30 protein-coding genes, 2 tRNA genes and 2 pseudogenes are annotated in these 25,710 nt (G+C 61.6%); 21 read left to right on the top strand and 13 right to left on the bottom strand.

Translation table 11 applies throughout. The annotated features are described in order from the left end of the window. Nucleotides 1-9: 9 nt before the first annotated feature. Complete coding sequence (locus AC0NIE_RS25825; protein ID WP_473486734.1) at nt 10-180, bottom strand: hypothetical protein; 171 nt, start codon at nt 178-180, stop codon at nt 10-12. A gap of 130 nt (nt 181-310) precedes the next feature. On the opposite strand from AC0NIE_RS25825, the gene AC0NIE_RS25820 reads away from it, so the two are divergent. Then, nucleotides 311-481 (top strand): hypothetical protein, encoded by a 171-nt coding sequence (locus tag AC0NIE_RS25820; RefSeq protein ID WP_165848808.1) that lies wholly within the window; start codon nt 311-313, stop codon nt 479-481. Here AC0NIE_RS25820 and AC0NIE_RS25815 read toward each other — a convergent pair. Next, nucleotides 454-798 (bottom strand): hypothetical protein, encoded by a 345-nt coding sequence (locus AC0NIE_RS25815; RefSeq protein WP_473486735.1) that lies wholly within the window; start codon nt 796-798, stop codon nt 454-456. The two genes, AC0NIE_RS25820 and AC0NIE_RS25815, sit on opposite strands and share 28 nt — an antisense overlap. A gap of 89 nt (nt 799-887) precedes the next feature. Here AC0NIE_RS25815 and AC0NIE_RS25810 point away from each other — a divergent pair, with 89 nt between their 5' ends. The 7 genes and pseudogenes from AC0NIE_RS25810 to AC0NIE_RS25780 all read left to right on the top strand — a co-directional run bounded on the left by AC0NIE_RS25810 (nt 888) and on the right by AC0NIE_RS25780 (nt 7,976). Further along, nucleotides 888-2,765 (top strand): ABC-F family ATP-binding cassette domain-containing protein, encoded by a 1,878-nt coding sequence (locus AC0NIE_RS25810; RefSeq protein WP_473486736.1) that lies wholly within the window; start codon nt 888-890, stop codon nt 2,763-2,765. Between the two features lie 90 nt (nt 2,766-2,855). Then, nucleotides 2,856-3,094, top strand: a pseudogene (locus tag AC0NIE_RS25805) (molybdopterin oxidoreductase family protein); the annotation flags it as partial. A 131-nt stretch (nt 3,095-3,225) separates the two neighbouring features. After that, the gene (locus AC0NIE_RS25800; RefSeq protein ID WP_473486737.1) at nt 3,226-3,651 is read left to right on the top strand and encodes a thioredoxin family protein; all 426 of its coding nucleotides are present in this window, start codon (nt 3,226-3,228) and stop codon (nt 3,649-3,651) included. Nucleotides 3,652-3,660: 9 nt separating this feature from the next. Further along, complete coding sequence (locus AC0NIE_RS25795) at nt 3,661-4,380, top strand: cytochrome c biogenesis CcdA family protein (RefSeq protein WP_473486738.1); 720 nt, start codon at nt 3,661-3,663, stop codon at nt 4,378-4,380. Between the two features lie 110 nt (nt 4,381-4,490). Continuing rightward, entirely contained in the window at nt 4,491-6,599 is a 2,109-nt protein-coding gene (locus AC0NIE_RS25790; protein ID WP_473486739.1) for a molybdopterin-containing oxidoreductase family protein, read from the top strand. A gap of 56 nt (nt 6,600-6,655) precedes the next feature. Next, the gene (locus tag AC0NIE_RS25785; RefSeq protein ID WP_473486740.1) at nt 6,656-7,354 is read left to right on the top strand and encodes a DUF2270 domain-containing protein; all 699 of its coding nucleotides are present in this window, start codon (nt 6,656-6,658) and stop codon (nt 7,352-7,354) included. A 358-nt stretch (nt 7,355-7,712) separates the two neighbouring features. Continuing rightward, entirely contained in the window at nt 7,713-7,976 is a 264-nt protein-coding gene (locus AC0NIE_RS25780) for a DUF680 domain-containing protein (protein ID WP_123151291.1), read from the top strand. Between the two features lie 79 nt (nt 7,977-8,055). On the opposite strand, the gene AC0NIE_RS25775 is transcribed toward AC0NIE_RS25780, so the two are convergent. The 6 genes from AC0NIE_RS25775 to purM are packed head-to-tail and all read right to left on the bottom strand — an operon-like array spanning nt 8,056 to nt 11,331. Further along, entirely contained in the window at nt 8,056-8,571 is a 516-nt protein-coding gene (locus AC0NIE_RS25775) for a SixA phosphatase family protein (RefSeq protein ID WP_473486741.1), read from the bottom strand. 9 nt (nt 8,572-8,580) lie between these two features. After that, nucleotides 8,581-8,913 (bottom strand): hypothetical protein, encoded by a 333-nt coding sequence (locus tag AC0NIE_RS25770; RefSeq protein WP_473486742.1) that lies wholly within the window; start codon nt 8,911-8,913, stop codon nt 8,581-8,583. Nucleotides 8,914-8,930: 17 nt separating this feature from the next. Beyond that, entirely contained in the window at nt 8,931-9,218 is a 288-nt protein-coding gene (locus AC0NIE_RS25765; protein ID WP_473486743.1) for a type II toxin-antitoxin system RelE/ParE family toxin, read from the bottom strand. Then, complete coding sequence (locus AC0NIE_RS25760; RefSeq protein ID WP_473486744.1) at nt 9,211-9,501, bottom strand: type II toxin-antitoxin system ParD family antitoxin; 291 nt, start codon at nt 9,499-9,501, stop codon at nt 9,211-9,213. The genes AC0NIE_RS25765 and AC0NIE_RS25760 overlap by 8 nt, the downstream gene beginning before the upstream one ends. A gap of 58 nt (nt 9,502-9,559) precedes the next feature. Further along, nucleotides 9,560-10,270: a phosphoribosylglycinamide formyltransferase gene (gene purN / locus AC0NIE_RS25755; protein WP_473486745.1), complete on the bottom strand. Its 711-nt coding sequence runs from the start codon at nt 10,268-10,270 to the stop codon at nt 9,560-9,562. After that, a complete protein-coding gene (gene purM / locus AC0NIE_RS25750; RefSeq protein WP_123151294.1) occupies nt 10,267-11,331 on the bottom strand; it encodes a phosphoribosylformylglycinamidine cyclo-ligase in 1,065 nt (354 codons plus the stop codon). The genes purN and purM overlap by 4 nt, the downstream gene beginning before the upstream one ends. A gap of 262 nt (nt 11,332-11,593) precedes the next feature. Here purM and AC0NIE_RS25745 point away from each other — a divergent pair, with 262 nt between their 5' ends. Genes AC0NIE_RS25745 through hdaA form a run of 3 tightly spaced genes read left to right on the top strand, consistent with a single transcriptional unit; the run spans nt 11,594 to nt 14,035 of the window. Then, nucleotides 11,594-12,151 (top strand): CDP-alcohol phosphatidyltransferase family protein, encoded by a 558-nt coding sequence (locus tag AC0NIE_RS25745; protein WP_473486775.1) that lies wholly within the window; start codon nt 11,594-11,596, stop codon nt 12,149-12,151. Continuing rightward, the gene (locus tag AC0NIE_RS25740) at nt 12,123-13,322 is read left to right on the top strand and encodes an AI-2E family transporter (RefSeq protein WP_473486746.1); all 1,200 of its coding nucleotides are present in this window, start codon (nt 12,123-12,125) and stop codon (nt 13,320-13,322) included. Before AC0NIE_RS25745 ends, AC0NIE_RS25740 begins: the two co-directional genes overlap by 29 nt. Nucleotides 13,323-13,327: 5 nt before the next feature. Next, nucleotides 13,328-14,035, top strand: a complete 708-nt coding sequence (gene hdaA, locus AC0NIE_RS25735) for a DnaA regulatory inactivator HdaA (protein WP_473486776.1) — start codon at nt 13,328-13,330, stop codon at nt 14,033-14,035. A gap of 133 nt (nt 14,036-14,168) precedes the next feature. On the opposite strand, the gene AC0NIE_RS25730 is transcribed toward hdaA, so the two are convergent. Beyond that, complete coding sequence (locus AC0NIE_RS25730) at nt 14,169-14,495, bottom strand: hypothetical protein (protein WP_473486747.1); 327 nt, start codon at nt 14,493-14,495, stop codon at nt 14,169-14,171. 416 nt (nt 14,496-14,911) lie between these two features. On the opposite strand from AC0NIE_RS25730, the gene AC0NIE_RS25725 reads away from it, so the two are divergent. Next, complete coding sequence (locus tag AC0NIE_RS25725; protein WP_473486748.1) at nt 14,912-15,190, top strand: type II toxin-antitoxin system Phd/YefM family antitoxin; 279 nt, start codon at nt 14,912-14,914, stop codon at nt 15,188-15,190. Nucleotides 15,191-15,237: 47 nt separating this feature from the next. Here AC0NIE_RS25725 and AC0NIE_RS25720 read toward each other — a convergent pair whose 3' ends face one another. Further along, complete coding sequence (locus AC0NIE_RS25720) at nt 15,238-15,999, bottom strand: SDR family NAD(P)-dependent oxidoreductase (RefSeq protein ID WP_473486749.1); 762 nt, start codon at nt 15,997-15,999, stop codon at nt 15,238-15,240. Nucleotides 16,000-16,101: 102 nt separating this feature from the next. On the opposite strand from AC0NIE_RS25720, the gene AC0NIE_RS25715 reads away from it, so the two are divergent. Beyond that, entirely contained in the window at nt 16,102-17,025 is a 924-nt protein-coding gene (locus AC0NIE_RS25715) for a LysR family transcriptional regulator (RefSeq protein ID WP_473486750.1), read from the top strand. A 345-nt stretch (nt 17,026-17,370) separates the two neighbouring features. On the opposite strand, the gene AC0NIE_RS25710 is transcribed toward AC0NIE_RS25715, so the two are convergent. Further along, nucleotides 17,371-18,372, bottom strand: a complete 1,002-nt coding sequence (locus AC0NIE_RS25710) for a GlxA family transcriptional regulator (protein WP_473486751.1) — start codon at nt 18,370-18,372, stop codon at nt 17,371-17,373. Nucleotides 18,373-18,499: 127 nt separating this feature from the next. Here AC0NIE_RS25710 and AC0NIE_RS25705 point away from each other — a divergent pair, with 127 nt between their 5' ends. Continuing rightward, nucleotides 18,500-19,327: an alpha/beta fold hydrolase gene (locus AC0NIE_RS25705; protein WP_473486752.1), complete on the top strand. Its 828-nt coding sequence runs from the start codon at nt 18,500-18,502 to the stop codon at nt 19,325-19,327. Nucleotides 19,328-19,454: 127 nt separating this feature from the next. Here AC0NIE_RS25705 and AC0NIE_RS25700 read toward each other — a convergent pair. Next, nucleotides 19,455-19,531: transfer RNA gene (locus AC0NIE_RS25700), tRNA-Pro, on the bottom strand. Between the two features lie 938 nt (nt 19,532-20,469). After that, nucleotides 20,470-20,755 (bottom strand): annotated as a pseudogene (locus AC0NIE_RS25695) (ZIP family metal transporter); the annotation flags it as partial. Nucleotides 20,756-20,952: 197 nt separating this feature from the next. On the opposite strand from AC0NIE_RS25695, the gene AC0NIE_RS25690 reads away from it, so the two are divergent. From AC0NIE_RS25690 to AC0NIE_RS25660, 7 genes are all read left to right on the top strand, one after another. Next, on the top strand, nt 20,953-21,258 hold the full coding sequence (locus AC0NIE_RS25690; protein ID WP_027152615.1) for an ETC complex I subunit: 306 nt from the start codon (nt 20,953-20,955) through the stop codon (nt 21,256-21,258). A gap of 62 nt (nt 21,259-21,320) precedes the next feature. Then, a tRNA-Arg gene (locus AC0NIE_RS25685) sits at nt 21,321-21,397 on the top strand. A gap of 515 nt (nt 21,398-21,912) precedes the next feature. Continuing rightward, nucleotides 21,913-22,200 (top strand): DUF982 domain-containing protein, encoded by a 288-nt coding sequence (locus AC0NIE_RS25680; RefSeq protein WP_473486753.1) that lies wholly within the window; start codon nt 21,913-21,915, stop codon nt 22,198-22,200. A 130-nt stretch (nt 22,201-22,330) separates the two neighbouring features. Continuing rightward, entirely contained in the window at nt 22,331-22,540 is a 210-nt protein-coding gene (locus tag AC0NIE_RS25675) for a hypothetical protein (protein ID WP_473486754.1), read from the top strand. Nucleotides 22,541-23,437: 897 nt separating this feature from the next. Continuing rightward, nucleotides 23,438-23,767, top strand: a complete 330-nt coding sequence (locus AC0NIE_RS25670) for a hypothetical protein (RefSeq protein WP_473486755.1) — start codon at nt 23,438-23,440, stop codon at nt 23,765-23,767. Nucleotides 23,768-24,196: 429 nt separating this feature from the next. Continuing rightward, nucleotides 24,197-24,589 carry a response regulator gene (locus AC0NIE_RS25665; protein ID WP_473486756.1) on the top strand — a complete coding sequence of 131 codons (393 nt, stop codon included), beginning with the start codon at nt 24,197-24,199 and terminating at the stop codon, nt 24,587-24,589. A 586-nt stretch (nt 24,590-25,175) separates the two neighbouring features. Then, a complete protein-coding gene (locus AC0NIE_RS25660; protein ID WP_123150929.1) occupies nt 25,176-25,376 on the top strand; it encodes a hypothetical protein in 201 nt (66 codons plus the stop codon). Nucleotides 25,377-25,710: the final 334 nt, after the last annotated feature.

Below are 25,710 nucleotides of genomic sequence, written 5' to 3'. Positions count from 1 at the left end.
CGGATGGACCTAGCGCTGGGGCTCTACGCCCATTGCCGCCGACTGCCGCGGCAACGACTTGTCGTCATCGGGAGGCGGTAGCAACAGCGGATCGAAGTCGTCGGGCACTTCGTCAATGATTTCCCTGACTATGCGGTAGGCCACGTAGATGACGGCTCCGGCTATGAGCAGACGGATCATGATTTTCTCCACTGGTATGAACCAACCGAAGAGGCCGCGTTTTGTTCCCCGCTTTCCAAAGTCCCCGAGCTCTGCCTGAGCGTGCAACCAAATCGGCACCGTCTCGTTTGCCCGGTGACAGGAGGTTGCGATGAACAAGCTATCAATCTCGCTGGCTTTGGCGGCGGCGCTGGCTGTCGCGGCTTGCGATAACAACATCCCACCGACAAAGGCCCCCGGCGCCGATCAAAACCCGCAGGTCGACCCTGCACCCAACTCGACGTCAGGCGATGATCAACCCGGCGCGCCGTCGGCGCAGTGATGGAACGCAGTAGGAAAGGTGGCCGGCGCCGCTTGGGAGGGGAGCGATGACGCCGGCCAGGCGGGTATCAGGTCCGCCGCATACCTAGAGATAGCTGAGTCTTGCCGTTGCGTCATGGGGTGATCGCGGAAGACCACCGCCTTGAACAGGCAATCAACTGACAAATGTGACAAAACTGCAATTTTCAGATGCGAGAAGTCGATGCTCGCCAGGCGCCGCGCCGTCGCAGCAGGGTCCCGGCCCAATTCAAAGCTGGCCTCTGATCCGGCGAGGCCGGCGATCGGATCAATCGTCTTCCCCACCGCGGCATTAAGCAACCGGCCGCGCCGGGCATTTTCATACCTTATGCGGCCAAGCGGCGCTCAAGGTCTTGCGAAGCGCTGACGTCCCGTGCAAAAGCGCGGCCATGCTGATCATTAACGACCTTTCGCTCCGCATGGCCGGACGCCTGCTTCTTGACCATGCCTCGCTGACCTTGCCGGCCGGCAGCAAGGCGGGGCTTGTCGGTCGCAACGGCACCGGCAAGACGACTTTGTTCAAGGCGATCACTGGCGACCTCGCCTCCGAGACCGGCTCGATCGGCCTGCCGAAGAACACGCGCTTTGGCCAGGTGGCGCAGGAAGCGCCCGGCACCGAGGAACCGCTGATCGAGATCGTGCTCAAGGCCGACCTTGAACGCTCCGCACTGCTCGAGGAGGAAAAGACGGCGACCGATCCGCACCGCATCGCCGATATCCACATGCGGCTGGCCGATATCGACGCCCATTCGGCCGAGTCGCGCGCTGCCACCATCCTCGCCGGCCTCGGCTTCGACGACGCCGCCCAGCGGCGGCCGGCCTCGTCCTTCTCCGGCGGCTGGCGCATGCGGGTGGCGCTGGCGGCGGTGCTGTTTGCCGAGCCCGATCTTCTGCTGCTCGACGAGCCGACCAACTATCTCGACCTCGAAGGCACGCTATGGCTGGAAAACTACGTGTCGAAATATCCGCACACGGTGCTGCTGATCTCGCACGACCGCGACCTGCTCAACCGCGCCGTCAACTCGATCGTCCATCTCGACCAGAAGAAACTGACCTTCTGGCGCGGCGGCTACGACCAGTTCGAGCGCCAATACACCGAGCAGCGCGAATTGCAGGAGAAGGGCAGGGTCAAGCAGGAAGCCGCACGCAAGCACATGGAGTCCTTCGTCGAGCGCTTCCGCGCCAAAGCTTCCAAGGCGAGACAGGCCCAGTCGCGCATCAAGGCGCTGGAGAAGATGAAGCCGATCGCCGCAATTGTGAACGACAACGTGCGGCCGTTCTCCTTTCCCGAGCCGGTGAAGACGGTGGCCTCGCCGATCATTGCGCTCAACAACGTCAATGTCGGCTATGTCCAGGGTGAGCCGATCCTGAAGAAGATGACGCTGCGCATCGATGCTGACGATCGCATCGCGCTGCTCGGTGCCAACGGCAACGGCAAGTCGACCTTCGCCAAATTGCTGTCCGGCCGCCTGAAGCAGGAGACCGGCACCATGACGGTGGCGCCCGGCCTGAAGGTGGCGATCTTTGCCCAGCATCAGCTCGACGATCTCCGACCGAATGAAAACGCCTATGAGCATGTCCGCCGGCTGATGCCGGAAGCGCCGGAATCGAAGGTGCGCGGCCGCGTCGCCCAGTTCGGCCTGACCACCGAGAAGATGAACACCGCCGCCAAGGACCTGTCCGGCGGCGAGAAGGCGCGGCTGCTGATGGGCCTGTCGGCGTTCGAGGGGCCAAACCTGTTCATCCTCGACGAACCGACCAACCATCTCGACATCGACAGCCGTGAGTCGCTGATCCATGCGCTGAACGAATTTCCCGGCGCCGTCATCCTGATCTCGCACGACCGCCATCTGCTCGAGGCGACGGCCGACCGGCTGTGGCTGGTCAAGGACGGCACGGTCAACCCCTATGACGGCGACCTCGATGACTACAAGACGCTGGTCACCGGTGTGTCCGGCGACCGCCGCGGCAAGCGCGAGGCCGAAAAAGCCTCGAAGGCCGACCGCCGCCGCGACGCGGCAGCGCGCCGCGCCACCTTCGAGCCGCTGGCCAAGGAGATCCGCGCCACCGAAGCGCTGATGGACCGCATCCGCAAGCGCATCGATTTGATCGAGGACGAGCTCGCCAATCCGGCGGTCTATGAAAAGGACCCCTCGACGGCGACACGGCTGGCCAAGGAGCGCTCGCAGCTTGCCCAGACGCTGGCCGGCCACGAGGAAAAATGGCTGTCGATGTCGGCGGAATACGAGGAAGGCACGGCGGAGTAGCGCGACGCCCCTCTGCCTTCTCCCACAAGCGGAGAAGGGAAGGCCCATCTGGCCCTACACGCCGCCGCCATAAACGGCTAGTTTGGCCTCATGAATCGACACGCCAAGCTCAGGATCTACCATTCGGCCTGTCAGCATGATTGCCCGTCGACCTGCGCGCTCGAGGTCGAGCTGCTCGACAACAAGCGCATCGGCCGCGTCCACGGCGCCAAGGCCGATACGTATACATCAGGCGTCATCTGCGCCAAGGTCGCCCGTTACGCCGCCGCGTCCATAGTCCCGAGCGCTTGCTGAAGCCACTGGTGCGCTTGGCGTCAGCACCTGATGGCTGCTGACGGCGTCGAATGCACGTGGACACAAGGGAAGGGCGGCCTCGGTAACATTACCGTGAGCCTGTAACGTTCGCCGTCGCTGGCGCGAACAACGGACCATATCCTCATGTCCGCCATGGCGGGATTACTTGCCCGCCGACACCTTCAGGAGTCAAGAAATGCTAGACCGTCGCACCTTCCTCATCGGCCTGACCGCAATATCGGGCCTCGCCTCGGCTCCGGCGGCGCTGGCGGCCAGCCGCATGGCCTACACACAGCAGGCCTTCGAAGAGGCGCAAAAGGCAGGCAAGCCGATCCTGGTCGAGATCACCGCCAGCTGGTGTCCGATCTGCAAGGCGCAGAAGCGGGTGCTCGGCCAGTTGCTGCCTGCGCCCGAGCACGCAAACCTGGCCGTTTTCGAAGTCGATTTCGATTCCCAAAAAGAGGTTGTTCGGGCTCTTGGTGCGCGGATGCAGAGCACGCTGATCACCTTCAAGGGCGCAACGGAAGTCGGTCGGCTTGTTGGCGTGACCAAGGCGGATGCCATCAAGCAATTGCTTGATAAAACGATCTGAGCGGCGGCGATGCTACTCGGCTTCATATTTTCGTTCCTGGCCGGGGTGCTGTCGACGCTGTCGCCATGCGTGCTGCCGCTGATCCCGGTCGTGCTCGGTGCTGCCGTCAGTCAGCATCGCTATGGCCCCATCGCGCTGGCCGCAGGACTTGCCATATCCTTCACGGCCATAGGGCTTTTCGTCGCCACGATCGGGTTCTCCGTCGGGCTTGACGGCGGTGTCTTTCGCAGCGCCGCCGCAGTTCTGATGCTCGTCCTCGGCACGATATTGATCGTGCCGGCATTCCAGGCGCATATCGCGCTTGCGGCCGGTCCGGCCGGCAACTGGGTCGAGCAGCGGTTTGGCGGCTTTTCCTCCGTTGGCCTTTGGGGGCAGTTCGGCGTCGGTCTGCTGCTCGGCGCGGTGTGGAGCCCTTGCGTTGGCCCGACTCTCGGTGCCGCTTCCGTCCTTGCAGCGCAGGGCCAAGACCTTGGCCAGGTTGGGGTCACCATGGTCCTGTTTGGTCTCGGTGCTGCCGTGCCGTTGCTGATCCTCGGACTACTGTCCCGCGAGACCTTGCTGAGTTGGCGCAGCCACATCGCAGGCGCCGGCAGCGGGCTGAAGGTCGCTTTAGGCGTCTTGCTGGTGATGACCGCCGCCGCGATTCTGTCTGGGTTCGACAAGGCGTTGGAAACCGCACTCGTCAACGCTTCGCCCGAGTGGCTGACGGCGTTGACGACGCAGTTCTAACGGCTCCGCGCTGGCGGTCGCCAGATTTTCAACTTGCCTCAGCAAGGAGAAGCAAGTTAGCGCTGCATCTGGCCCTACACGCCGCTTTCGCAACCGACTAGTCTGCTCCCATGAATCAGCACGCCAAGCTCAGGATCGGCCATTCGGCCTGTCCGCATGATTGCCCGTCGACCTGCGCGCTCGAGGTCGAGCTGCTCGACGGCAAGCGCATCGGCCGCGTCCATGGCGCCAGGGCCAACAGCTACACATCAGGCGTCATCTGCGCCAAGGTCGCCCGCTATGCCGACCGCGTCCATCATCCCGACCGCTTGCTGAAGCCGCTGATCCGCGCGGGCGCCAAGGGCGAGGGCCTTTGGAAGGAAGCGAGTTGGGAGGCCGCACTCGACCTCGTCGCCGAAAAGTTTATCGAGGCCGAGGCAAAATACGGCTCGGAGACGGTCTGGCCCTATTACTATGCCGGCACGATGGGGCTGGTGCAGCGCGACGGCATCGAGCGGCTGCGCCACGCGAAAAAGTATTCCGGCTTCTTCGGGTCGATCTGCACCAATCTGGCCTGGACCGGCTGGATGATGGGCGCCGGCGCGTTGCGCGGTCCCGACCCGCGCGAGATGGCCAAGTCCGACTGCGTGGTGGTCTGGGGCACCAATGCCGTGGTCACCCAGGTCAACGTCATGACCCACGCGATCAAGGCGCGCAAGGAACGCGGCGCAAAAATCGTCGTCATCGACGTCTACGAAAACGCGACGATGAAGCAGGCCGATCTCGGCCTGGTGCTGAAGCCCGGCACCGATGGCGCGCTGGCCTCCGCGGTGATGCATGTGCTGTTCCGTGACGGCATGGCAGACCGCGCCTATTTGGAAAAATACACCGACGACCCGCACGGTCTGGAAGCGCATCTTCAGACGAGGACGCCGCAATGGGCGGCTGATATCACCGGGCTTTCGGTCGACGAGATCGAGGCCTTCGCCCGCCTCGTCGGCACGACCAAGAAAACCTATTTCCGCCTCGGCTACGGCTTCTCGCGCCAGCGCAACGGCTCGGTCAACATGCATGCCGCCGCCTCGATCGCCGCGGTCACCGGCTGCTGGCAGTATGAGGGCGGCGGCGCCTTCCATTCCAATTCGGGCATCTTCAAGCTGAACCAGGAACTGCTGGAAGGCACGCGGATGCGCGACCCCTCGATCCGCCATCTCGACCATTCGCGCATCGGCCCGGTGCTGACCGGCGCTGAGGATGCGCTCTATGGCGGCCCGCCGGTGACCGCGCTGCTGATCCAGAACACCAATCCGGTCAATGTCGCGCCGGAGCAGCGGCTGGTGAAGCAGGGTTTTCTGCGCGACGACCTGTTTTCCTGCGTGCACGAGCAGTTCATGACCGACACCGCAAAACTCGCCGATGTCGTGCTGCCGGCGACGATGTTTTTAGAGCATGACGACATCTACAAGGGCGGCGGCAACCAGCACATCACGCTCGGGCCGAAGCTGATCGACCCGCCGGAAGGGCCGCGCAGCAACCATTTCGTCATCGAGGAACTCGGTAAAAAGCTGGGCGTTGGCGACAAGCCTGGCTTCGGCATGACCGAGCAGCAGCACATCGACATCATTTTGGGCAAGCGCGGCCTGGGTAGTTTTTCGAACCTCAAGGAAGAGAAGTGGGTCGACTTGCAGCCGGATTTCGAGGCGGCGCATTTTATCAGCGGCTTCGGCCACGCGGACGGAAAATTCCGCTTCCGCGCCGACTGGACCGGGCAGGCGGCGCCCAACCGGCCGCCGAGAAGCATGGGCCTGTTCGGGCCGGTGGCAAGCCTGCCGGAATTTCCCGACCACGTCGACCTGATCGAGGTGGCGGATGCGGCGCATCCGTTCAGGCTGACCACCTCGCCGGCGCGCAATTTCCTCAACTCGACTTTTTCGGAGACGCCGGTGTCGAAGGCCAAGGAGGGCCGGCCGGAACTGCTTTTGCATCCGGACGATGCGGCAGCCTATGGGCTGGCCAATGGCGACCGCGTCGAGATCGGCAATGCGCGCGGCGAAGTCGTGCTGCACGCAAGATTGTTCGACGGCGTCAAGCGCGGCGTCGTGGTCGCCGAAGGCATCTGGCCCAACAGCGCCCACGAGCGCGGCGAGGGCATCAACGTCCTGACCGGCGCCGATGCGCCGGCGCCCTATGGCGGTGCTGCGTTCCACGACAACAAGGTCTGGCTGCGCGCGGCGAAGTGAGGCCTCGGAACGATATATCCAACCAGCCGTTTTTGCGTGGCGGTGGAGACATGGTGATGGCAGAAGTGTTGGCAGCGCCGGACCCCATTGGAAGAACGCTTTCGCCCGGCGAACTCGTAACCACGATGTCGCACTTTCATCGCGCCGAGATTCTGCGCATGACGGGGTGGCGCGATCGCCTGGACCGGACGAGTAATTGGGCGATAACGGTCGTTGCGGCGATGTTGTCCATCTCGCTTTCGACAGCCAGCGCGCATCACGGCGTGCTGCTTTTTGCCATGCTGCTTGTCCTGTTGCTGCTGTGGATAGAAGCGCGGCGATATCGCTTCTTCGACGTTTACCGGGCCCGCGTGCGCCAGTTCGAACGGCACTATTTCGCGCAGATATTCTCGCCGCAGCCGGACTTCGCGTCCGATTGGCTGTTGGTCGTCGGCGAAAGCCTGCGCACTCCAAAATTCCTCATTTCGCAACGAGCGGCGTTGGCGCGCCGTCTGCGTCGAAACTACATCCACATGCTGCTGATCCTGCTGCTGGCCTGGATCCTGAAACTGTCGACCCCCAGTCTTCTAACCGAAGGTGTCCGCATCGACTTTGTCAGCTCGGTGCGCGAGGCCGTTGCCGGCGCTGCTCTGGGGCCCATTCCCGGCTTGGTCATCGTCGTGCTGGTCGCCGCCTTCTATGCCGGCCTGCTGGTCACGGCGTTCCTGACCGCTGGCGACGAGGGCGAACTCTCCTTTGGTGACGTGCACGTCTAGAGCGGCAGCGCAAAACCGGCGGATCTGCGATTTCATTTGTGCAGGAAATCGAACCGATCGGTTCGTTTTTGTTGACGCATTGTGCAAGATAGAGTGAACGTCGGCTCAGCAAATGGCCAGGCCGCGCGGCAGACGTATTCGCCTAAAGCATTGAGAAGAAGTTCAAAGATTGTGGCGAAGGAAGCCTTTTAGCGGATTTCAAGCACCCGGTTCAGGGCGTGGCCGGAACATCTTTGTGATTGGAAACTGCTGCATGGCCAACCCACCTCGGGGTGGTCCGAGCGACGCGAAATCCTCCCAAGGCACGCCACGAGACGGACAACAATACTGAAAGTATGAAAGTACTGGAGTACCTGAAATGACCAAGATTGCTCTCACCGCTGCCGCCATCCTCATTGCCACGGGCAGCGCCTTTGCCGGCAGCGACCATTATGGTTCGGACGGCGTCAACCAGCCGGCCGCGCCTGTTGGCAATGCGCCTGTTGTCGATAATATGTTCACGGGTTCGATCCGCAAGCCGTTTACGGCCGAGCACAATACCGTCAATACCAACGCGACGATCCAGCCCGGCACGACTGAACCGGTCGTGCCTCAGTCCGGCCGGGGCAACTGGGGCCGCTAAATCCTCAAGCTTCGGAACTCAAAGAGCGGCGGGCTTGGCCCGCCGTTCCTGCTTTTGTATATCAAGTCACAGCCCTCGTTTAGCGCAGGTCCTTCGGCCAAACGCAGTGTGTCAGCCGCGCATCGCCGAGGGCCAGCCGTGCCCAGTCACCGTCGAAAACGAAGCGGGCCAGGGCTGCCGTCGGGAATTTCTCTTCAAGCTTTTTGAGTGCCGCGGCATCCGATCCGGCGCCCGCAAGCCGGCGCGCGAATTCCTCCAGGCCGGGATTATGGCCAATCACCAAAAGGCTGCTTGTTGCCGCTTTTGCCTGCCGTACCTTGGCGAGAATGTCTGCCGCACCGGCCTCGTAGAGCGCCTGGACAAATTTGGCCGGCGTTTTCGCCGGCAATTCCGCCGAGACCAGCCGCCATGTGTCGCGGGTGCGCAACGCGGGCGATACCAGCGCCAGGTCCGGCAGCCAGCCCTGCCTGGCCAGTTCGCGCCCGACCAGCGGCGCGGCCTTCAGCCCGCGCCCGGAAAGCGGCCGGTCGAAGTCAATAAGGTCAGGATCGTCCCAACTCGACTTGGCATGACGCAGAAGAAGGAGTTGTTTCATGAGTTCAATTTAAGACCAAGGAATGTCGGGCTGAAAGTCTTTCCCATATCCGCCGCCATGTTTTGTGCCCATGGCGGTATCAAAGGTCGCCCAAAGCGCACCAAAGATGAACAAACCTACGCGCCGTTCATCCTTATCCCACTTGACCGAAATGTCTGCTTCAGTAATGGCCCAATCGCCCGATCGAATGTGAATTGCATCGATGACGGAACCCACTCGCCCGTCCTCGACTCGATACAGATAGAAGTACGCCGTGGCATTCGTTGGATTGTCTGCCTCATCATACTCGAAGGCACCGGCCAGATCACCTTTTGCCCGCATAGCGCTGTCGAAGAGATCCATTTGCCTGTCTGCATCTGTCAAAATAATGTTGAGACGTCGCGTGCGCCATGCGCGACGCGAACGACTTCGACGCGCTGTTCGGCAAGGCGATAAAGCACGAGATAATTGCCGATCGTCAATGCTCGCACTTCGGCACCGATGTCGGGTCTCTGGCGACCGGATTGCGGGAATGTCTCCAATTGCAGGATGCGCGCCGCAATCGCGTCCAGAAAGCGATCCGCGGCAAGCTCCGCCGCAATGCCAAACCAGATGTCGATCAGATCGTCTTCGGCGGCCGGGCTGCGGACAATGAGGATGTCAGCCACGCCGTGGTGTTTTTTTGGCAGCGTCGCTGAACCGGCTGTGCGCCTTCAGCTTGATCTCCTCGATGTCGAAAGGCGCGAAGAGGCCGCTCTCCAGCCCTTCCGTCCAGGCTTTCCGCAGCCGCTGCGCTTCCGCATCGCGCAAGGGCTGGCGAAGGCGCCATTCGCGGAGAGCCTCGCGGATCACTTCGCTTGCCGAACCGTATTGCCCGCTGGCCGCCGCGCTCTTGACCATGTCCAGCAGTTCCGGGGAAAGCGCCACGCTGACTTTTTCGACTGTCGCCATCAAACTGTCTCCTTGCCAAGATGGTGGCAATAATTGCCACCATCTTCAAGGATGGGCCTCAGGGCGTGATGCGCGCCAGATGCTCGAGGTCGGTCTCCTCGCGCAGCGGATCGGGGGCCATCACCACGGAGGTGCTGTTGTCGGCATCGTCGGCGAAGTGGGCCAGCACGGTGCGACCGCCTTCCATTCGCGCCTTGCCTTCGGCGACCAGCCCGAGCGCCAGCGGATAAAGCCGGTGCTCGGCCTTCAACACGCGCGCGGCGAGCGTATCCTCATTGTCGCCGACCATCACCGGCACAGCGGCCTGGGCGATGATCGGGCCGTCATCCATGTCCAGCGTGACGAAATGCACCGTGCAGCCATGGATGCGGATGCCCGCGCGGATAGCTCGCGCATGCGTATCCAGCCCCTTGAAGGCCGGCAACAGGGCAGGGTGGATATTGATCATCCGTCCCAGCCATTTCTCGACGAAGCGCGCGCCGAGGATGCGCATGTAACCGGCCAGCGCCACGAACTCGGCGCCGAACGAGACAAGTGCGGCGTCGATCGCCCCGTCATGCGCTTCCTTGCTGCTATAGTCCGCCCGCGAAATCACCTTGGTGGCGATGCCGCGCGCCGCCGCGATACCGAGACCGGCGGCATTGGCCCGGTCGGAAATGACGCCGACGATCTCGGCCGGATAGTCCGGGTTGCTGGCCGCGGCAATCAGCGCCGTCATGTTGGAGCCGCGTCCCGAAATCAGCACTACGGTGCGTTTGCGCGCGCTCATAGGCCGATCGAGCCCCGATAGATCACGCCGGCGTTGCGGCGCGGCACGATGCGGCCGATCGGCGTCACGCTCTCACCGGCCTCCTGCAGCACGGCCGCGACCTGTGCCGCCTGGCCGGAGGCGACGGCGAGGATCATGCCGACGCCGCAGTTGAAGGTGCGCATCATCTCTTCGGGCGCCACGCCGCCGGTCTTCGCCAGCCATGAGAACACCGCCGGCACTTCGATGGCGTCGAGGTCGAGCTCGGCGGAAAAATCCTTCGGCAGGACGCGCGGGATATTTTCCGGGAAACCGCCGCCGGTGATATGGGCCAGCGCCTTGATGCCATGCGTGTTACGGATCGCCTTGAGGATCGACTTGACGTAGATGCGGGTCGGCTCGAGCAGCGCCTCGGCCAGCGTGGCTTCATCGTTGAAGGGCGCTGGATCGGTCCACGCAAGGCCGCTGGTGGCGACGATGCGGCGGACCAGCGAAAAGCCATTTGAATGCAGCCCCGACGAGGCCAGTCCCAACAGCACGTCGCCCTCGACGATGTCGTCGGTCGGCAGCAGTTGGCCGCGTTCGGCCGCGCCCACGGCAAAGCCGGCAAGGTCGTAGTCGTTGCCGTGATACATGCCGGGCATTTCCGCCGTCTCGCCGCCGATCAGCGCGCATCCGGCCTGCCGGCAGCCCTCGGCGATGCCGCCGACGATCGCCGCACCCTGGTCGGGGTCGAGCTTGCCGGTGGCGAAATAGTCGAGGAAGAACAATGGCTCTGCGCCCTGCACGACGATGTCGTTGACGCACATGGCGACGAGGTCGATGCCGATCGTGTCGTGCTTGCCGGCATCGATGGCGATCTTCAGCTTGGTGCCGACGCCGTCATTGGCGGCGACCAGCACCGGGTCGATGAAGCCGGCGGCCTTGAGGTCGAACAGGCCGCCAAAGCCGCCGATCTCGCCATCGGCGCCCGGCCGGCGCGTCGCGCGCACCAGCGGCTTGATCTTCTCGACCATGAGATTGCCGGCATCGATGTCGACACCCGCCTCGGCATAGGTGAGCCCGTTCTTGCGCTTGCTCATCACTCTTTCCTGCTTTCCGGGGCTCTTCGCATGAACGGCTGCGCCTCGCAAGGATAACGGCTGGCTCAGGCACTTTCGGCATCACAAAAGAGTGGACAGAGGCTTCAGGCAAATCTCCAACATTGGCGATTGGCGAAAGCCTTGAACACAGCCAATCTCTCCTCCACAAGGGGCGAGATTGGCAGCTTCTGCGTCGCTCTCACTTGCCCTACCCTCCCATCTCCATCATGTATCATCAAAACAGAAGCGACGGGATATGCGTTTGACCATCCCCAACATGATCACGATCATGCGTTTCGTGCTGGTGCCGGGCGTGGTGCTGGCCATGCTGCAGGCGCGCTGGGACTGGGCTTTCGCCGGCTTCCTGATTGCGGGCATTTCCGACGGCGTCGACGGTTTCATTGCCCGCCATTTCAATCAGTTTTCCCAGCTTGGCGCCTATCTCGATCCGATGGCCGACAAATTGCTGCTGGTCTCGGTGTTCGTGGTGCTGGGCTTCATCGGTGAATTGCCGCTGTGGCTGGTCGTCACCATGGTGTCGCGCGATGCACTGATCGTCTGCGCCGTCGTTCTGTCCACCGTCATGACCCACCCGGTCGAGATGAAGCCGCTGTTCGTGTCGAAGGCCAACACCGCCATCCAGATCGGGCTGGCGGCGGTGGTGCTGGGCGAACTTGCCCTCGCCATCAATCTCGACCCGCTCAGGCCGGTACTCATATTGCTGTCCGGGGTCTTGACCGTGGCTTCGGCCGCGGCCTATCTCGTGGCTTGGCTGAGGCATATGAGCGGCTATGGCGAAGGCTCCACACCGGGCACCTGACCAGGACATCGACGCGGCGGCCGAGGCTGCGGCTGCCGATGCTGCCGCGTCCGGCGTGTTTCGCCGCCAGATCCGCTTCTGGCTGATCAGCGCCATCATCCTCGCGATCTTTCTCTATGTCTTCAGCGGCATCCTGCTGCCGTTCGTCGCCGGCATGGTGCTCGCCTACTTCCTCGACCCGGTCGCCGACCGGCTGCAGCGGCTCGGCCTGTCCAGGCTGATGGCGACGATTGTCATCCTGTTTGCCTTCATCGTCGTTCTGGTGCTGGCCTTCGTCATCCTCATTCCGGTGCTGGCTTCGCAGATGGCCGATTTCGCCAGCAAGCTGCCGGAATACCTGACCCGGCTGCAGAGCCTGATCACCAGCTTCGACCCGAGATGGCTGGAAGAGCAATTCGGCGTCGACGCCAATGGCCTGCGCGAAGGGTTGAACTCGCTGCTGACCTCCGGCTTCGGCCTGCTGACCACGGTGTTCACCTCGATCTGGAGCTCCGGCGTGGCGCTGGTGTCGGTGGTCAGCCTGTTCGTCGTCACGCCCGTCGTCGCCTTCTACATGCTGCTCGACTGGGACCGCATGGTGGCGATTGTCGACAGCTGGGTGCCGCGCGACTATGTCCAGACCGTCAGGGCAATCGCCAACGACATCAACACCGCCACCGCCGGCTTTGTGCGCGGCCAGGGCACGCTGTGCCTGGTACTGGGCGCCATGTACGCCACCGGCCTGACCTTGACCGGCCTGAATTTCGGCATCCTCATCGGCCTGTTCGCCGGGCTGATCTCCTTTATTCCCTATGTCGGCTCGCTGACCGGGCTGGTGCTGGCCGTCGGCGTCGCCTTCGTCCAGTTCTGGCCGGACTGGACCATGGTCGCGGCGGTGGCCGGCGTGTTCTTCGTCGGCCAGTTCATCGAGGGCAACATCCTGCAGCCGAGGCTGGTCGGAAAAAGCGTCGGCCTGCATCCGGTGTGGCTGATGTTTTCGCTGTTTGCCTTCGGCGCGCTGTTCGGCTTCGTCGGCTTGCTGATCGCCGTGCCGGCCTCGGCCGCCGTTGCCGTTCTGGTGCGTTTTGCCATCGCTCGATACCTGGAGTCGCCGCTCTACAAGGGCCACAACACCGAACCTGTCCCGCCGCTGCCGGCGCGTCGCCGCGGGAGCGGTGGACCGCGCAGTTGAGCCAGATGCCGGACAACAACAAGATCGACCCGCCGCGCCAGTTGCCGCTCGATCTCGGCCACGGCACCGGCTATTCGCGCGACGAACTCGTCGTCTCCGGCACCAACAGCCAAGCGGTGGCGCTGGTCGATCGCTGGCCGGACTGGCCGTCGCCGGTGGTCGTGCTCGCCGGTCCGGCGGGCTCTGGAAAAACCCACCTGGCCTCGATCTGGCGCGCCCGCGCCGGAGCAGTGAAAGTCGACGCCGGGCGGATCGGCGACTGCATGGCCAGCCTCGGCGCGCGGCCGGCACTGATCGACGATGTCGATGCCGGTCCGGTCGATGAAGAGGGGCTGTTCCATCTGATCAACGCGGTGCGCGGGGCCGGCTCGACCTTGCTGCTGACCGCGCGGCGTTTTCCGTCCGCCTGGGGCGTCAGTCTTCCGGACCTCGCTTCGCGGCTGAAGGCGGCGGCGACAGTCGAGATCCATGAGCCCGACGATCTCTTGCTGGCCGGCGTCATCACCAAACTGTTCGCCGACCGCCAGGTCGAAGTCGAGCCGCATGTCGTGCAATATCTGGTGCGCCGCATCGAGCGCTCGCTGGCAACAGCGATGCGGGTGGTGGAGCGGCTGGATCGCACCGCGCTCGAGCGCAAGACGCCGATCACGAGGGCGCTCGCCGCCGAAACCGTCAGCGCCATGGATGAGGGGCAGGGCGAGTTTGAGATTTAGACTGCAGTGGGCTTTGGCGTGCTGCCTCGGAGGGCAGCAGGCTCTTCCACTTTCGCCGCAACTTCATTTAAAGTCGCTATCAGCCTGTTGATTTGCGACAGGGCGGTGGTCATCTCTGGACCGTATCGCGTCACTAAATATTCTCGGTTTCCAGTAAGTTGGGACAGATGGTGTGCCGTGCGTTCCGCAGGACCAGCCCCGAGGCGATCGCCTTTGCGGTACGTGTCGCAAAATCGTGCTGCAGACCACGCAACGCCTTATGATCAGAACCAGTCAGGAGGAGATGGGCATTGAGGTAGAGTTCGATTGCGTGAAGGGCGGTGAAACGGCAGGGCACCAGGGAAAGCGCGTTACCCTTGCGTCGATGTTCCAGCAGGCGGATCGCTGCATTTCTGAATTCGCTTGCGAGTCCCAGTACCTGTTCGGCTGTTGCTTCTTCACCAGGGTAGGAAGCATTCATTCTACTTGCCCCGCCTCACATCGGCGTCCCGCCGTTCCCGCAGGATGACACGACGCCGGACGCTACGTCAAAGTCGAAACACCGATTGGTCGAACGCGGAAAATGACCACCCCTGCCGGTGTTCCATTTCGGGAAACGAAGACTGGCATCTGTCTTGCAACGTCAGTCTTGCCGGCTAACCCCGGTCCTGATTGCGTATCAAATCAGGTTGTAGGCTCGCCGGGAGATGAGGCGGTTGGGGTTCTCTTCCCGGCGAGCTTGCCTTCAATGAGGGGCGGTAGTCGCGCGTACGGCACTGGCAACCGCGCTCACGGATAAAGCAGTCCCGCGCCGTCTTTGGCCGTTATAATGGACCGTTGAACGGGCTATTTTCCTCGTAAATATGGACCAGAGGATGGTTCATAGAAGAGGGGCCGATGCAGGTATCCGTTACAGACGCCAAGGGACAGCTGACAGAATTGGTGCGTCGTGCCGAGGCAGGTGACGAAGTCATTCTGACCCGTCACGGTCATGCGGCCGTGCGCCTGGTTGCCATCAAGGCGATGCCGGACACGAAAAGCTGCCGGGCATTGCTGGAGGCGATGCGGGCATCCGGCGCCGAAAAGGCAAAGGCCGGCCCATCCGCCGCGCGAAGCCAGGATTTCCTCTACGGCGCTGATGACTTTTCGAAGACCGATATCGAAAGCGTTCTTTAAGGTGCGATCCTGGATTAGGTCAGGGAACGGATGCCGGTTGGATCAACCTACGGCCGGAGACCCCCGATAGTGTACCCACCATCGACAGTGATCTCTTGCCCCGTGACGAAGTTTGCATCGTCTGAAAGCAACCAAGCAACTGTACCTGCGATATCTTCTGATACGCCGTTACGGCGGAGGGGCGTGTGGGCGGCTAGGCGCTTGGCAAAAACAGGGTCTATGACATCATCCGCCATCGGGGTCAGAATGATACCCGGATTGATGGCATTGATCCGGATGTTCCGAGGGCCTTGCTCGACCGCGAACGTACGCATCATGGCAAGCAATGCGCCCTTTGTACTCGCGTAAGCCCCGGCCCCCGGCATCACTGCGCCCGCCGTCCAGGAGGCGTTGATGAGTATGCTGCCGCCTTCCAGGAACGGCAGGCAATGCTTGATCGTAAAGAACGTCCCCCGAAGGTTGGTGCCGATCAACACGTCGAAATCATCCGCGTCGGTCACTGCCAATGGTTTGAAGTCGCCCAAAATTCCGGCATTGGCGAATACGGCATCCAGTCTCCCGAAGCGTTCAATTGTCTTCCCTACAGTCGCCGCGACTGCATCGTTGTCAGCAATATCGCAAGCAATCGCGACTGCGTTGCCGCCTGCTGCCTCGATGTCCGACTGCAATTGGCTGATCGGATCGTAACGGCGTCCGACAAGGGCAATCTGTGCACCTTCGTCAGCCAGCCGAAGGGCAGCGGCCCGCCCCATACCCGTTCCCGCACCCGTAACTAGAACCGTTTTGCCCATGAATCTGGTTTGTGCCATGTCTTTGTTCCTTCGGTGAATTGCAACATGGCAGCTGTAATTCCTGTGCTATCTCATGATAATTCGGCAAAACGCTTATTCATTTGAAAGCAGAAGTATCGAATGGCTCTTTTTCGCTCCATGCAGGTTTTTGTGGCGACGGTCCAAGAGGGCTCAATGAGCGCTGCTTCGGCAAAACTCGGCATATCGCCAGCGATGGTGGGGCAACATGTGGCCGCGCTGGAGGAGCGGCTCGGCACACGCCTTCTGAATAGGACCACCCGCCGTCAGAGCTTGACGGATTTTGGCACGAGCTATGTCGAGCAGTGCCGGGACATCCTGGATCGTGTGGCTGTTGCGGATCAGGACGCAGAGGCATCTCAGACGAAACCTCGCGGGCAACTGAGGATCACAGCGCCGACGACTTTTGGGACGGAGGTTTTAATGCCAGCTTTGAAGCGTTATCGCGACATTGCCCCTGACGTGACGCTGGACATCACGTTGACCGACCGCAATGTCGATATCGTGGAAGAAGGCTTCGACATCGCGTTTCGCATTGGAGCGTTGCCGGATAGCCGCCTTATTGCTCGTCACCTTGCTCCCTATCGATTGATGATTTGTGCTGCACCGGATTACCTTGCCCGCATGGGCACCCCGGATCATCCTCGCGAGCTTTCCGTCCACGAAGCCATCGGCTTTACCCCTGCAGCCCGGTCGCCCTGGAGGCTATCGAAAGGCAAGGATCTGGTCGAAGTCGCTCCCAAAATCTCGATCACCGTCAATAGTGGTCAGGCTGTCCGCATGGCTGCGCGTGCTGGGTTGGGCGTGATTATGCAACCATCCATACTGCTGACTTCGGATATACGCGCTGGCCTTCTCGTCCGGCTTTTCCCGGATTGGCACCTGAATGAACGGCCCATGTCTCTCATCTACCACCGTGACCGACGCATGGCGCCACGCCTAAGCAGCATCATTTCGTTTGCCATTGCAGAATTTGGCGCTCAGGTTGAGGGACAGGCAAATCGTCTCGTCGAAAGCGCTCGTTAAACATGGGTTGTCTGCGCCAGATGCGCGCGACAATGCTACGAGGTCGACGCTCCCGCCTATGAGCTCTCCCACGAGATAATGTCGGCGATAGATTTTGACCGAGAGCCATTCCACCCGCAGCCTGTGCATCGGCCGTTTTCGAACTGATGTTCGCAGGCGGGCATCCATAGAGATGAAACGCGCATTCAGCACAAAGGCTGGTCATTGCGCTGCTTTCGACGAAATATCTGCTGCCGCATTCGTCGCAACTCGTGATTGATCGGTCAGTCATTGGCTCACCCGCGCTTCCGTTTCAGTCCGATCGCCTCGCGCAGCCGTCGGGTCGTGCCGCCACTGCCGCCACGTTCAGATCCCACCGTCCGGCGGCGCCGCCCGTTCCGCGCCGAAGCGCCTGCGGTAATCGCCGGGCACCAGGCCGGTTATCCTGGCGAAAACTTTGCGGAAGGAGCCAGGATCGTCATAGCCGACATCCCAGGCGATCTGGTCTATGGATCGGGTCGTCGCTTCCAGCATCTCACGCGCCTTGCCGACGCGCAGGTGCTGGCAATACTCGGTCGGCTTGAGGCCGGTGGCGTTGCGAAAGCGGCGCAAAAAGGTCCGCTCCTCCAAGGCCGCATGCTCCGCCATGGTGGCAAGCGTCACATCGCGCGCGCCTCTCGCCTGGAGCCAGTGCTGCACTTTGAGGATAGCTTCGTCGCGATGGCTCAGCCTGGGAGCAAAGGGGCTATAGAAGCGTTGCTCGCGCCCCGGCGGGTCCACCAGCATGAAGCGGGCGGTTTCTATCATCACGGTCGGCCCGAGCACCCGGTCGACGAGCTTCAGGCCGAGATCGGTCCAGGCCATGTAGCCGCCGGCGGTGATGATGTCGCCGTCGTCGATGACCAGCTTGTCGGCATCCAGCACGATGTCGGGGAAGCGTATCGCCAGCGCGTCGCGATAGGCCCAGTGCGTGGTCGCCGCACGACCTGACAACAGACCGGTCTCGGCAAGCACGAAGGCGCCGGCGCAGACCGAGCCGAGCGTTGCGCCCGCCGCATGGCGGGCCCTGAGCCAGTCGGCATAGGGCGCGGCCGCCTCGCGCGGAATCGGATCACCCAGGGTCGGAGGCAAGATGACCATGGCAGGTCCATGGCCGGGGCCGGGCTCGCTGTCGAAGGTGCGGATGACGGTTTGGCTCGCCTCTTGCAACTGCCAATGGCTGACACGAAGTCTCAGCACGTCCGGCGACCGTTCGGCAGCCAGCCGGTTGGCCAGCTGGAAGAGATCGGTCAGCCCAAGAACGGCCGCTCCCTGAACGCCAGGATATACAACGAGGCCGATTTCGACCGGATCACGCGCCGCAATCATTTGTCAGTTTTGCCATGTACAATGTCTGTTTTGCCAATCCTCACCATGGCTCCGTTGCAATAGCTTGTCCACAGAAGGAACGAACCTTCCCCCGCCCATCCAGCCAACCACATCAAGGAGTACGACGATGAGCACATTCACCACCAAGGACGGCACCGAGATCTTCTACAAGGATTGGGGCACAGGGCAGCCAATCGTGTTCCATCACGGCTGGCCGCTCAGCGCCGACGACTGGGACAACCAGATGCTGTTCTTCCTCGACAAGGGCTATCGCGTGATCGCGCATGACCGGCGCGGGCACGGTCGCTCGACACAGACGGCAACCGGTAACGAGATGGACACCTATGCCGCCGATGTCGCGGCTCTGGTCGCTCACCTTGATCTCAAGAACGCCGTCCATATCGGCCACTCGACCGGCGGCGGCGAGGTGGCGCGTTACGTTGCCCGCTACGGTGGCGAGGGACGCGTCGCCAAGGCGGTGCTGATCGGCGCGGTGCCGCCGATCATGCTCAAGACTGACAGTAACCCCGGCGGCCTGCCGATCGAGGTCTTCGACGGCTTCCGTGCCGCTTTGGTCGCCAACCGCGCCCAGTTCTACAGGGATGTGCCGGCCGGCCCGTTCTACGGCTTCAATCGCGAGGGCGCCAAGGTCTCGCAAGGGGCTGTCGACAATTGGTGGCGCCAGGGCATGATGGGCGGAGCCAAGGCCCATTACGACTGCATCGAGGCTTTTTCCGAGACCGACTTTACCGAGGACCTGAAGAGGCTCGACGTGCCTGTCCTGATCATGCACGGCGATGACGACCAGATCGTGCCGATTGCCGACTCTGCTCTGCTTGCAGCCAAGCTGGTGAAGCACGGCACGCTCAAGGTCTACGAGGGCCTTCCGCACGGCATGTGCACCACCCACCCGGAGATCATCAATCCGGATCTCCTGGCGTTCATCCAAAGCTGACGCGTCGCAGCTTCAGGCGGGCACGCCCGGAAATCCGGGCTGCCCGTCGGTCGCTTGGGTGCTTCGTCCGTCGCAGATGCCGTCCGGCGCAGCTGCGCCGAGCAGCACGGCTGTCGCGGTGAATGAATGGTCGGAGTGGAGAGATTCGAACTCCCGACCCTCTGGTCCCAAACCAGATGCGCTACCAGGCTGCGCTACACTCCGAGTCCTTGCGGGCTATAGGGTTCCGGGCTTTGGAAGGCAACCCCCGAAACGACAAAAACGGAACGAACGCAATACAGTGGCAGGGAGTTGCACGAAAAGTCCACCAAAAGTCCCACGGCTGTTCATCACGCTCCTCATGGATTGAAAAATGAAGTAGCCGCGCCTTGTCGCCCTCCGGCGCTACCGGCTCGCGTTCAACTAGTCGGCGGCGCGTCAACCGGCGGCGGTGCTTGGAACATCAATCGCTTCGCCAGCAAGAAAGCTGCTTGAATTGAGCGATCCTCAGCCCGTCACCAACGAGACCATCATCAGAATTCTGCATCTTGTTCTCATCGAAATCCGCGCGACCGACAACCTGGAAAAGGCTCAGCTAGCCAATCGCAAACACCCCTCGGGCGGCCAATAGCTTGTGCTTTTCAAAGATCGCTAGTTTCTGCGGATAAGTGATCCGCACCTTGGCGTTGCACCCGTCGCATCTGAAGTGCGCGATCGTTTTTAGCGCGGAGCCCTTCCTTACCGCCGGATGCGAGCAATCCGGACATTCGAATGTGAGCGCAACATCAGACAAGTCTTCGGCTAAGCCCATTTCCGTCCCCTTCGCAAGCGCTGTGGCTGGCGAGTCTCAATTAGCAATTCAGATGTAGCAATTCAGATGCCAATCCCATTGTCCCAAAGCGAGACGAGAACGATTTGCTTCGGGATTGGCCAAGCGCCTTGGGCGCCCGACACAATGTGCTCGTCAGCGGCTCCCGCTAAGAGCTGATTACCGCGGCCCGAGTCCTTTCGGGCTATAGGTTGCGGGCTTGGCTGCGCAACCCCTTGAAAAGACGAGAACGGAACAAACGGTAGGCCGCGCCGAGAGCGGGGCCGGAAATGCAGCCAGCCGGGTCCAGCGCAACGCCTCGCAGCGCCGTCTCGGCGCCCAGGTTCCTGTCCGGTCAGACCTTCACCAAGGCGGCCGTCGCATACATGAAGGCGACGCCGGCCGCCAGCCCAACCAGGACCGGCGGCGTGAAGAAGGCATCGAGACCCTTCTGGCTGCGGCGCATCAGATAGGCGCCGACCTCGACGATGACCTGCAGGATCGTCCCGGCGCCGATGGCAAGCGCCAGCGCCGACCATTGCGGCGCATAGGCCAGGCCTGCCGAGCCACATGCCGAGAACCGCAGGCCCGCCGGCTAGCAAGGTCAGGCCGGCGAACGTCCACAGCGGTGGCCGCTCCTTCTCAGTTTCTGCGTTGTAGCAAACTGCTCAAGCTGATTGGAGGGACGGATCTTTTTCCGTGAACCCTCGCGCGATCGTCGTCGGTGGCCCGCCGTACCGAAGGGGTACGGCAGGCATCGGCCTTGCCGCCGGCGGCATTGCGCAGTAATGACGGGAATACAGCGGCGGTGCCGCTTGCACGTAGCAACGAGGTGTCCATGTCCGCGCGCATTTTCAGCCCAGCCAAAACCGCGATGCAGTCCGGCAAGGCCAAGACCGGCCACTGGGTGCTGGAATTCGATCCCGAGATGCGCAAGAAAATCGATCCGCTGATGGGCTATACCACGTCGGGTGACATGCGGAGCCAGATCAGGCTCACCTTCGATACCCGGGAAGAGGCGGTGGCCTATGCGGAGAAAGAGGGGCTGGCCTACCGTGTCGAGGAGCCGAAGGAATCCAAGCGCCGCCAGATTTCCTATGCGGAAAATTTCCGCTATGACCGCAGGACGCCCTGGACACATTGACCGGCAAATGCCGGGCAGCCGTCCCAGCGCATAACTCAGCCGGCCCTTGGCGTCGGCCCAGCGGTCCCGTAGCTCAGCTGGATAGAGCACCGGCCTTCTAAGCCGATGGTCACAGGTTCGAATCCTGTCGGGATCGCCAGCATTTTCACGGTCCATTCTGGACACATAGGTTACGGTTTATATCGGAGACATGGGTAACACTTTCGGCCCGAAGGATTGTCTAGTGGCAATGCTCGAAATGCAGCCTATCATTTTTCACGATTCGCGATCCGGGCAAATCCCGACCCACCCCGCGCTCGATGATCGCTTGATCGCCCCGTCGCGCTTTAGGTGCGGCGGACTTTTTGTTTCCGTATGGAACACTGGCACGCGCAAGACGTTCGCCTCCTGCAGTAATATTTCCTGTGCACATAGGAATGCTGCGAGATCGGATTGTCCCCTCCGATCAGCCCGCGTCCTTCCCCTCCGTGGGGCGCGGGCTTCTTCGTTCATGGCACCGATACGATCAAGGCTCGTCGGACGTGCAACCCCTGCGTGTTGGCACCGAGCAAGGCGTGTTGAGCCTCGATCGCGTCGGGCAGCGCCGCTCTGAATTCACGATGCACGTTCATGCAACCACCGCCATGTCTTCGCGATTAACCGCCTTCGATCCTGGTGAGCGACAAAAATGACGGCGTTTGTCCCGATTACAATCTACCTGAATCACACGCCGCGTCGATAGCCGACGCTGCGAAAGCCCTTCAGCAACCATGGCCATTCATGGACAAGCCGTCCCGACTTGAAGCAATCCGAATGATCGAGGAATGCCTGGCCGGGCATTGCAGTCACCAGGCTGCGTTCGCCGCTTTCGAGGCGGCTGCAACGGAACAGGGACTTCATAAGCAGAAGCCTCCAAGCGAAGGCCTCAAGAAATTCGACGGGGTTGCTGAAGATCTGATGTGAGGTCGCCCTCGCCCGCTCGCAGATCTTCCGCGAGGGGCGCATCTCGCGTCTGCGATTCTGCAACGGGGTGCGGTTTTTTGGTGTATGATAATGACGCACGAACAAAATCTCTGGGCGAAGGGGGTTTGTCATGCCGATTGGTGGAAAAGCCGAGCATGCGGGTGTCTTCAACCCGACCGAACTGGCCCTGTTGGCGCGGGTGTTCGAGCGGTTGAAGATTGACAGTGAATCTGCGCATCGACGTGAGGCGCTCGCGTCCCGAATTATTGCCAACTACATGGCCGGAGTGGTGGACGAAGAAGAACTTCTGTCGGTTTCGAAACAAGCGCTGGGGCGGTAGGACCGGGTAAAGCAAGGCTCACCGAGTTGAGCATTCCAACCGCCGGTTGGTAGACGCGACGCAGCCGGCGCGCGTAGGATTTCCTACAATCCGGGCACGCCCACCCCCGCCCACCCTGTGCCTGGTGAACGACTGATCGCCCGCCGTGCCGAAAGGTGCGGCGGGCTTTTTGACTTCCGTATGGAACACCGGCTCGGGGAGGGCGTTCGGCTTCTGCAGCATCTTCTCCTGTAAACCAAGCTGCGAGATCGGTGACCTCTCCCGATCAGCCCGCGTCCTTCCCCTCCGTAGGGTGCGCGGGCTTTCAGCCATTTGGCCGATGCGTGGTGAAAGTTACCCACACTAAAGCTGGGTCAGTTCCTATGATGCCAACAGACCTTTGCCCGCGATCTCTCCCGGAGGCGCGGGCTTTTCGAGCGGTGGTTATCTGGTTGACAGGTCCGGTTGGGAGATAGCCAACAAACCGTGCTACATGGGCGATGAAATTCCCCCGCCCGGCGTACGACCTTGCCAACACATTGAGCGAGATCGGGCTGGCGCGGGCGCTACGTGCCACCCTTGTGCATCAGAGGGCGCGAATGATCGCCTTACTTAGCAAGCTGCCCAAACCCGAATGGAAGCCGGAGATGCCGCCGCCGTCCGCGCTCATTTGCGAGCTACCGGCGCTGCCCAGCCGTAGGCGTTGACTGATTTTTCCGTTCCGGAAAATGCTGATGCATGTCGCGCAAAAGTGTACAGCGGTTTTGCGATAACGACATGCATAAAACAGCAACCTAAAGCGTCGCACGAGGCCGGTCAAACGCGACGCGCTTTAAGGCTTGCCTGTCGCAACCGATGGTAGTAGATTGATATGATTAATTCTAAAAGTTGAGCAGATGTGACAGGTTACTGGGTGCCATGGGCGAGCGCGGTGAGGAATACCTCCCTGAATGGATTGCAGGCCATCTGTCCGATGATCCGGTAATTGCCGGAGACATCTCGGCCAGAATTTGGAACATGAAGAACGTTGGGCTCCCGTCCCGTGGGATCAGGAGAAGCCAGCGGAAAGAAGCGTTGATCGAGGGCGGAGGTGAAGCTTTGGAAGCTCAGTCGACTCGCGCGATCACCGTCATCTTCCCAGACTCAACACCCATCATGCTACTGGCTGTCTTGGCGCTTTCTGTGCTGCTGCTCCTGGGCGTGGCAGGGTCCGGGCTATTAGATGAGGCGGTTGCGTCAAGGCTCTGACGGAAAGCGAGTTCGACCTGCTTGGCGTCGAGCGCGGAGAGGCAAGCCCGCATTTGCGCTCGTGGGCGAGCCGGGCACCCGGAAATTATGTCGGCAGTGCCTTCGTCAGCGTCAATCGCGAGATGCGCGAACGGCTTTGCAAGCGCGTCCAGGAGGCATGCCGGCGAGGCACCCAAGGACATGAAGAAGCGGCCGGCAACGCAGTGGGTGAAACCGGGCATGAAAGCCTGCGTGAAGCACTTGCGCGGCGAGGACGATCTTCGGCACGCCTTGCTTCCCAAAACTTTAGGAAGACCAGGTGCGACGTGACTGTTTTCGCTCGTTAAAAATTGAGTATGGACTCTGATCCTGACAGGATTATGAATTATCCGGGCACCGTTGTCGGGATGTCAGCGCACACCGTGCTCCTGCCCATCAATGGAGGAGGACATGAGAAAGCCTCTGGCGCTCATCTTTGAGGACGAGCCGATGATCGTTATCGATATCGAGGCGTCACTCAGAGAGGCTGGCTTTGCGGTGGCCTCAGAGCCAAGTTGCAGTCGTGCACGACTAATTTTGGCCCTTGTTGAGCCGGACGTCGTCATCCTGGACGTGCTCTTGCAGGACTGCATCAGCTCTTCGGTTGCTGAAGAACTCGTGGCCCGTAATATCCCTTTTGTAATTTATAGTGCCACGGACATCGAGGGCCGCGGTGAGGCCTTCAAGGCCGGTACTTTTGTCGCGAAACCTGCGGACGAATCCGTGCTTGTAGCTTTGGCGGATTCCATGGCTAGGGCATCCACGGCTGCGAGAACGCTTAGAGAAAGCTCGAGAGACGGGTGAGTGCTCTAAAATCCGCTGTCAGAAACTCAAAACCGCGCGACTGGCTACACCGAACGCATAAAGAGGCGACGAACCGCGCTGCGCCCCCGGCATGAGGCTCCACATCAGGCATCTCCGTGACGAGGAAGAGTTGCGCCACGCCTCGGTGCTGGGCTCCAGCGACGAGGACGCCTCAGTCGCGCTCGCGCGGACCACCCGCCAAATCGAGGAATGGCGGATGGTCCTTTATCAGCGCAGGAAGGGACTTAGCTGCGCAGATCTCAGTTTCGTTCTTCGGTCCAAAATCCTAACGACATTCCAATCGCCAGGAACGCGGTGGAGACGGCCAAGACCGGAGCGAGCAACCAGCGGGCTCGGTGAACGCTATTTTCCATGGGCTCTCCCATGAACTCAAAGCGAGCAACTACTACGAGCAGCCGCCGTTCCGGGTGGCGCGATGTCCGGACTATTACGCGAAACCAGGTGAGACTTAGGTCCCGTCTCGGATCAGACCGAAGCCCAGCCAAGGAACGTTTGCAGCTGCCTGAGGTTTGAAGAGCCTGGCGCGAAGACGATGCCGTTCAGCGCAGGGAGGAGTATGATCATCATGTCGAACCGTGAGATTGGAGCGTCCCAGGCGCTGCGAATGCGCGTGGCCGACCTCAATGAGAGGATGCGCGGCGCCCGGATTACCGAGAGTGAACTGAAGACCTTTCGAAAGGTCGCGGCCGTCATGGAGGGCGGCAAGGGCAGAATCGATGCCGACGATTTGATTGCCGCATCCTTCGTCGTCGAGACGCTGGACTAGCCAAACCGCCTACAAGCTCTCCAGAATGCGAGGCGCTGCAATGTCCCTCTCTCCCAGCCTATTCTCTGTTGGCCTGACTTTCCAATGCCCGCAATGCGACTTCGCCGTTATCAAGAACGGCAGCTGGTTTCAGGTCGTTTCCCACTACAGGTGTGAGGGATGCGGACGCGAGATCCGGATTACCTATCGCGACAAGATTGCGATCTTCCAGAAGCACGCGCACTTGGCCATGCGGCCGCCGGGAGCGCGGTAGATGCGACAGATGTGCAGACCCCTTCACCGGATGTGAGCTCGAATTGCTGGGGTCGAGTGCGAGGCGCCGGCATTCGCTCTG

Source organism: Mesorhizobium sp. WSM4842, assembly GCF_055901575.1.
The sequence above is the reverse complement of the archived record's forward strand: the minus strand, read 5'-3'. Positions and strand labels throughout refer to the sequence as shown.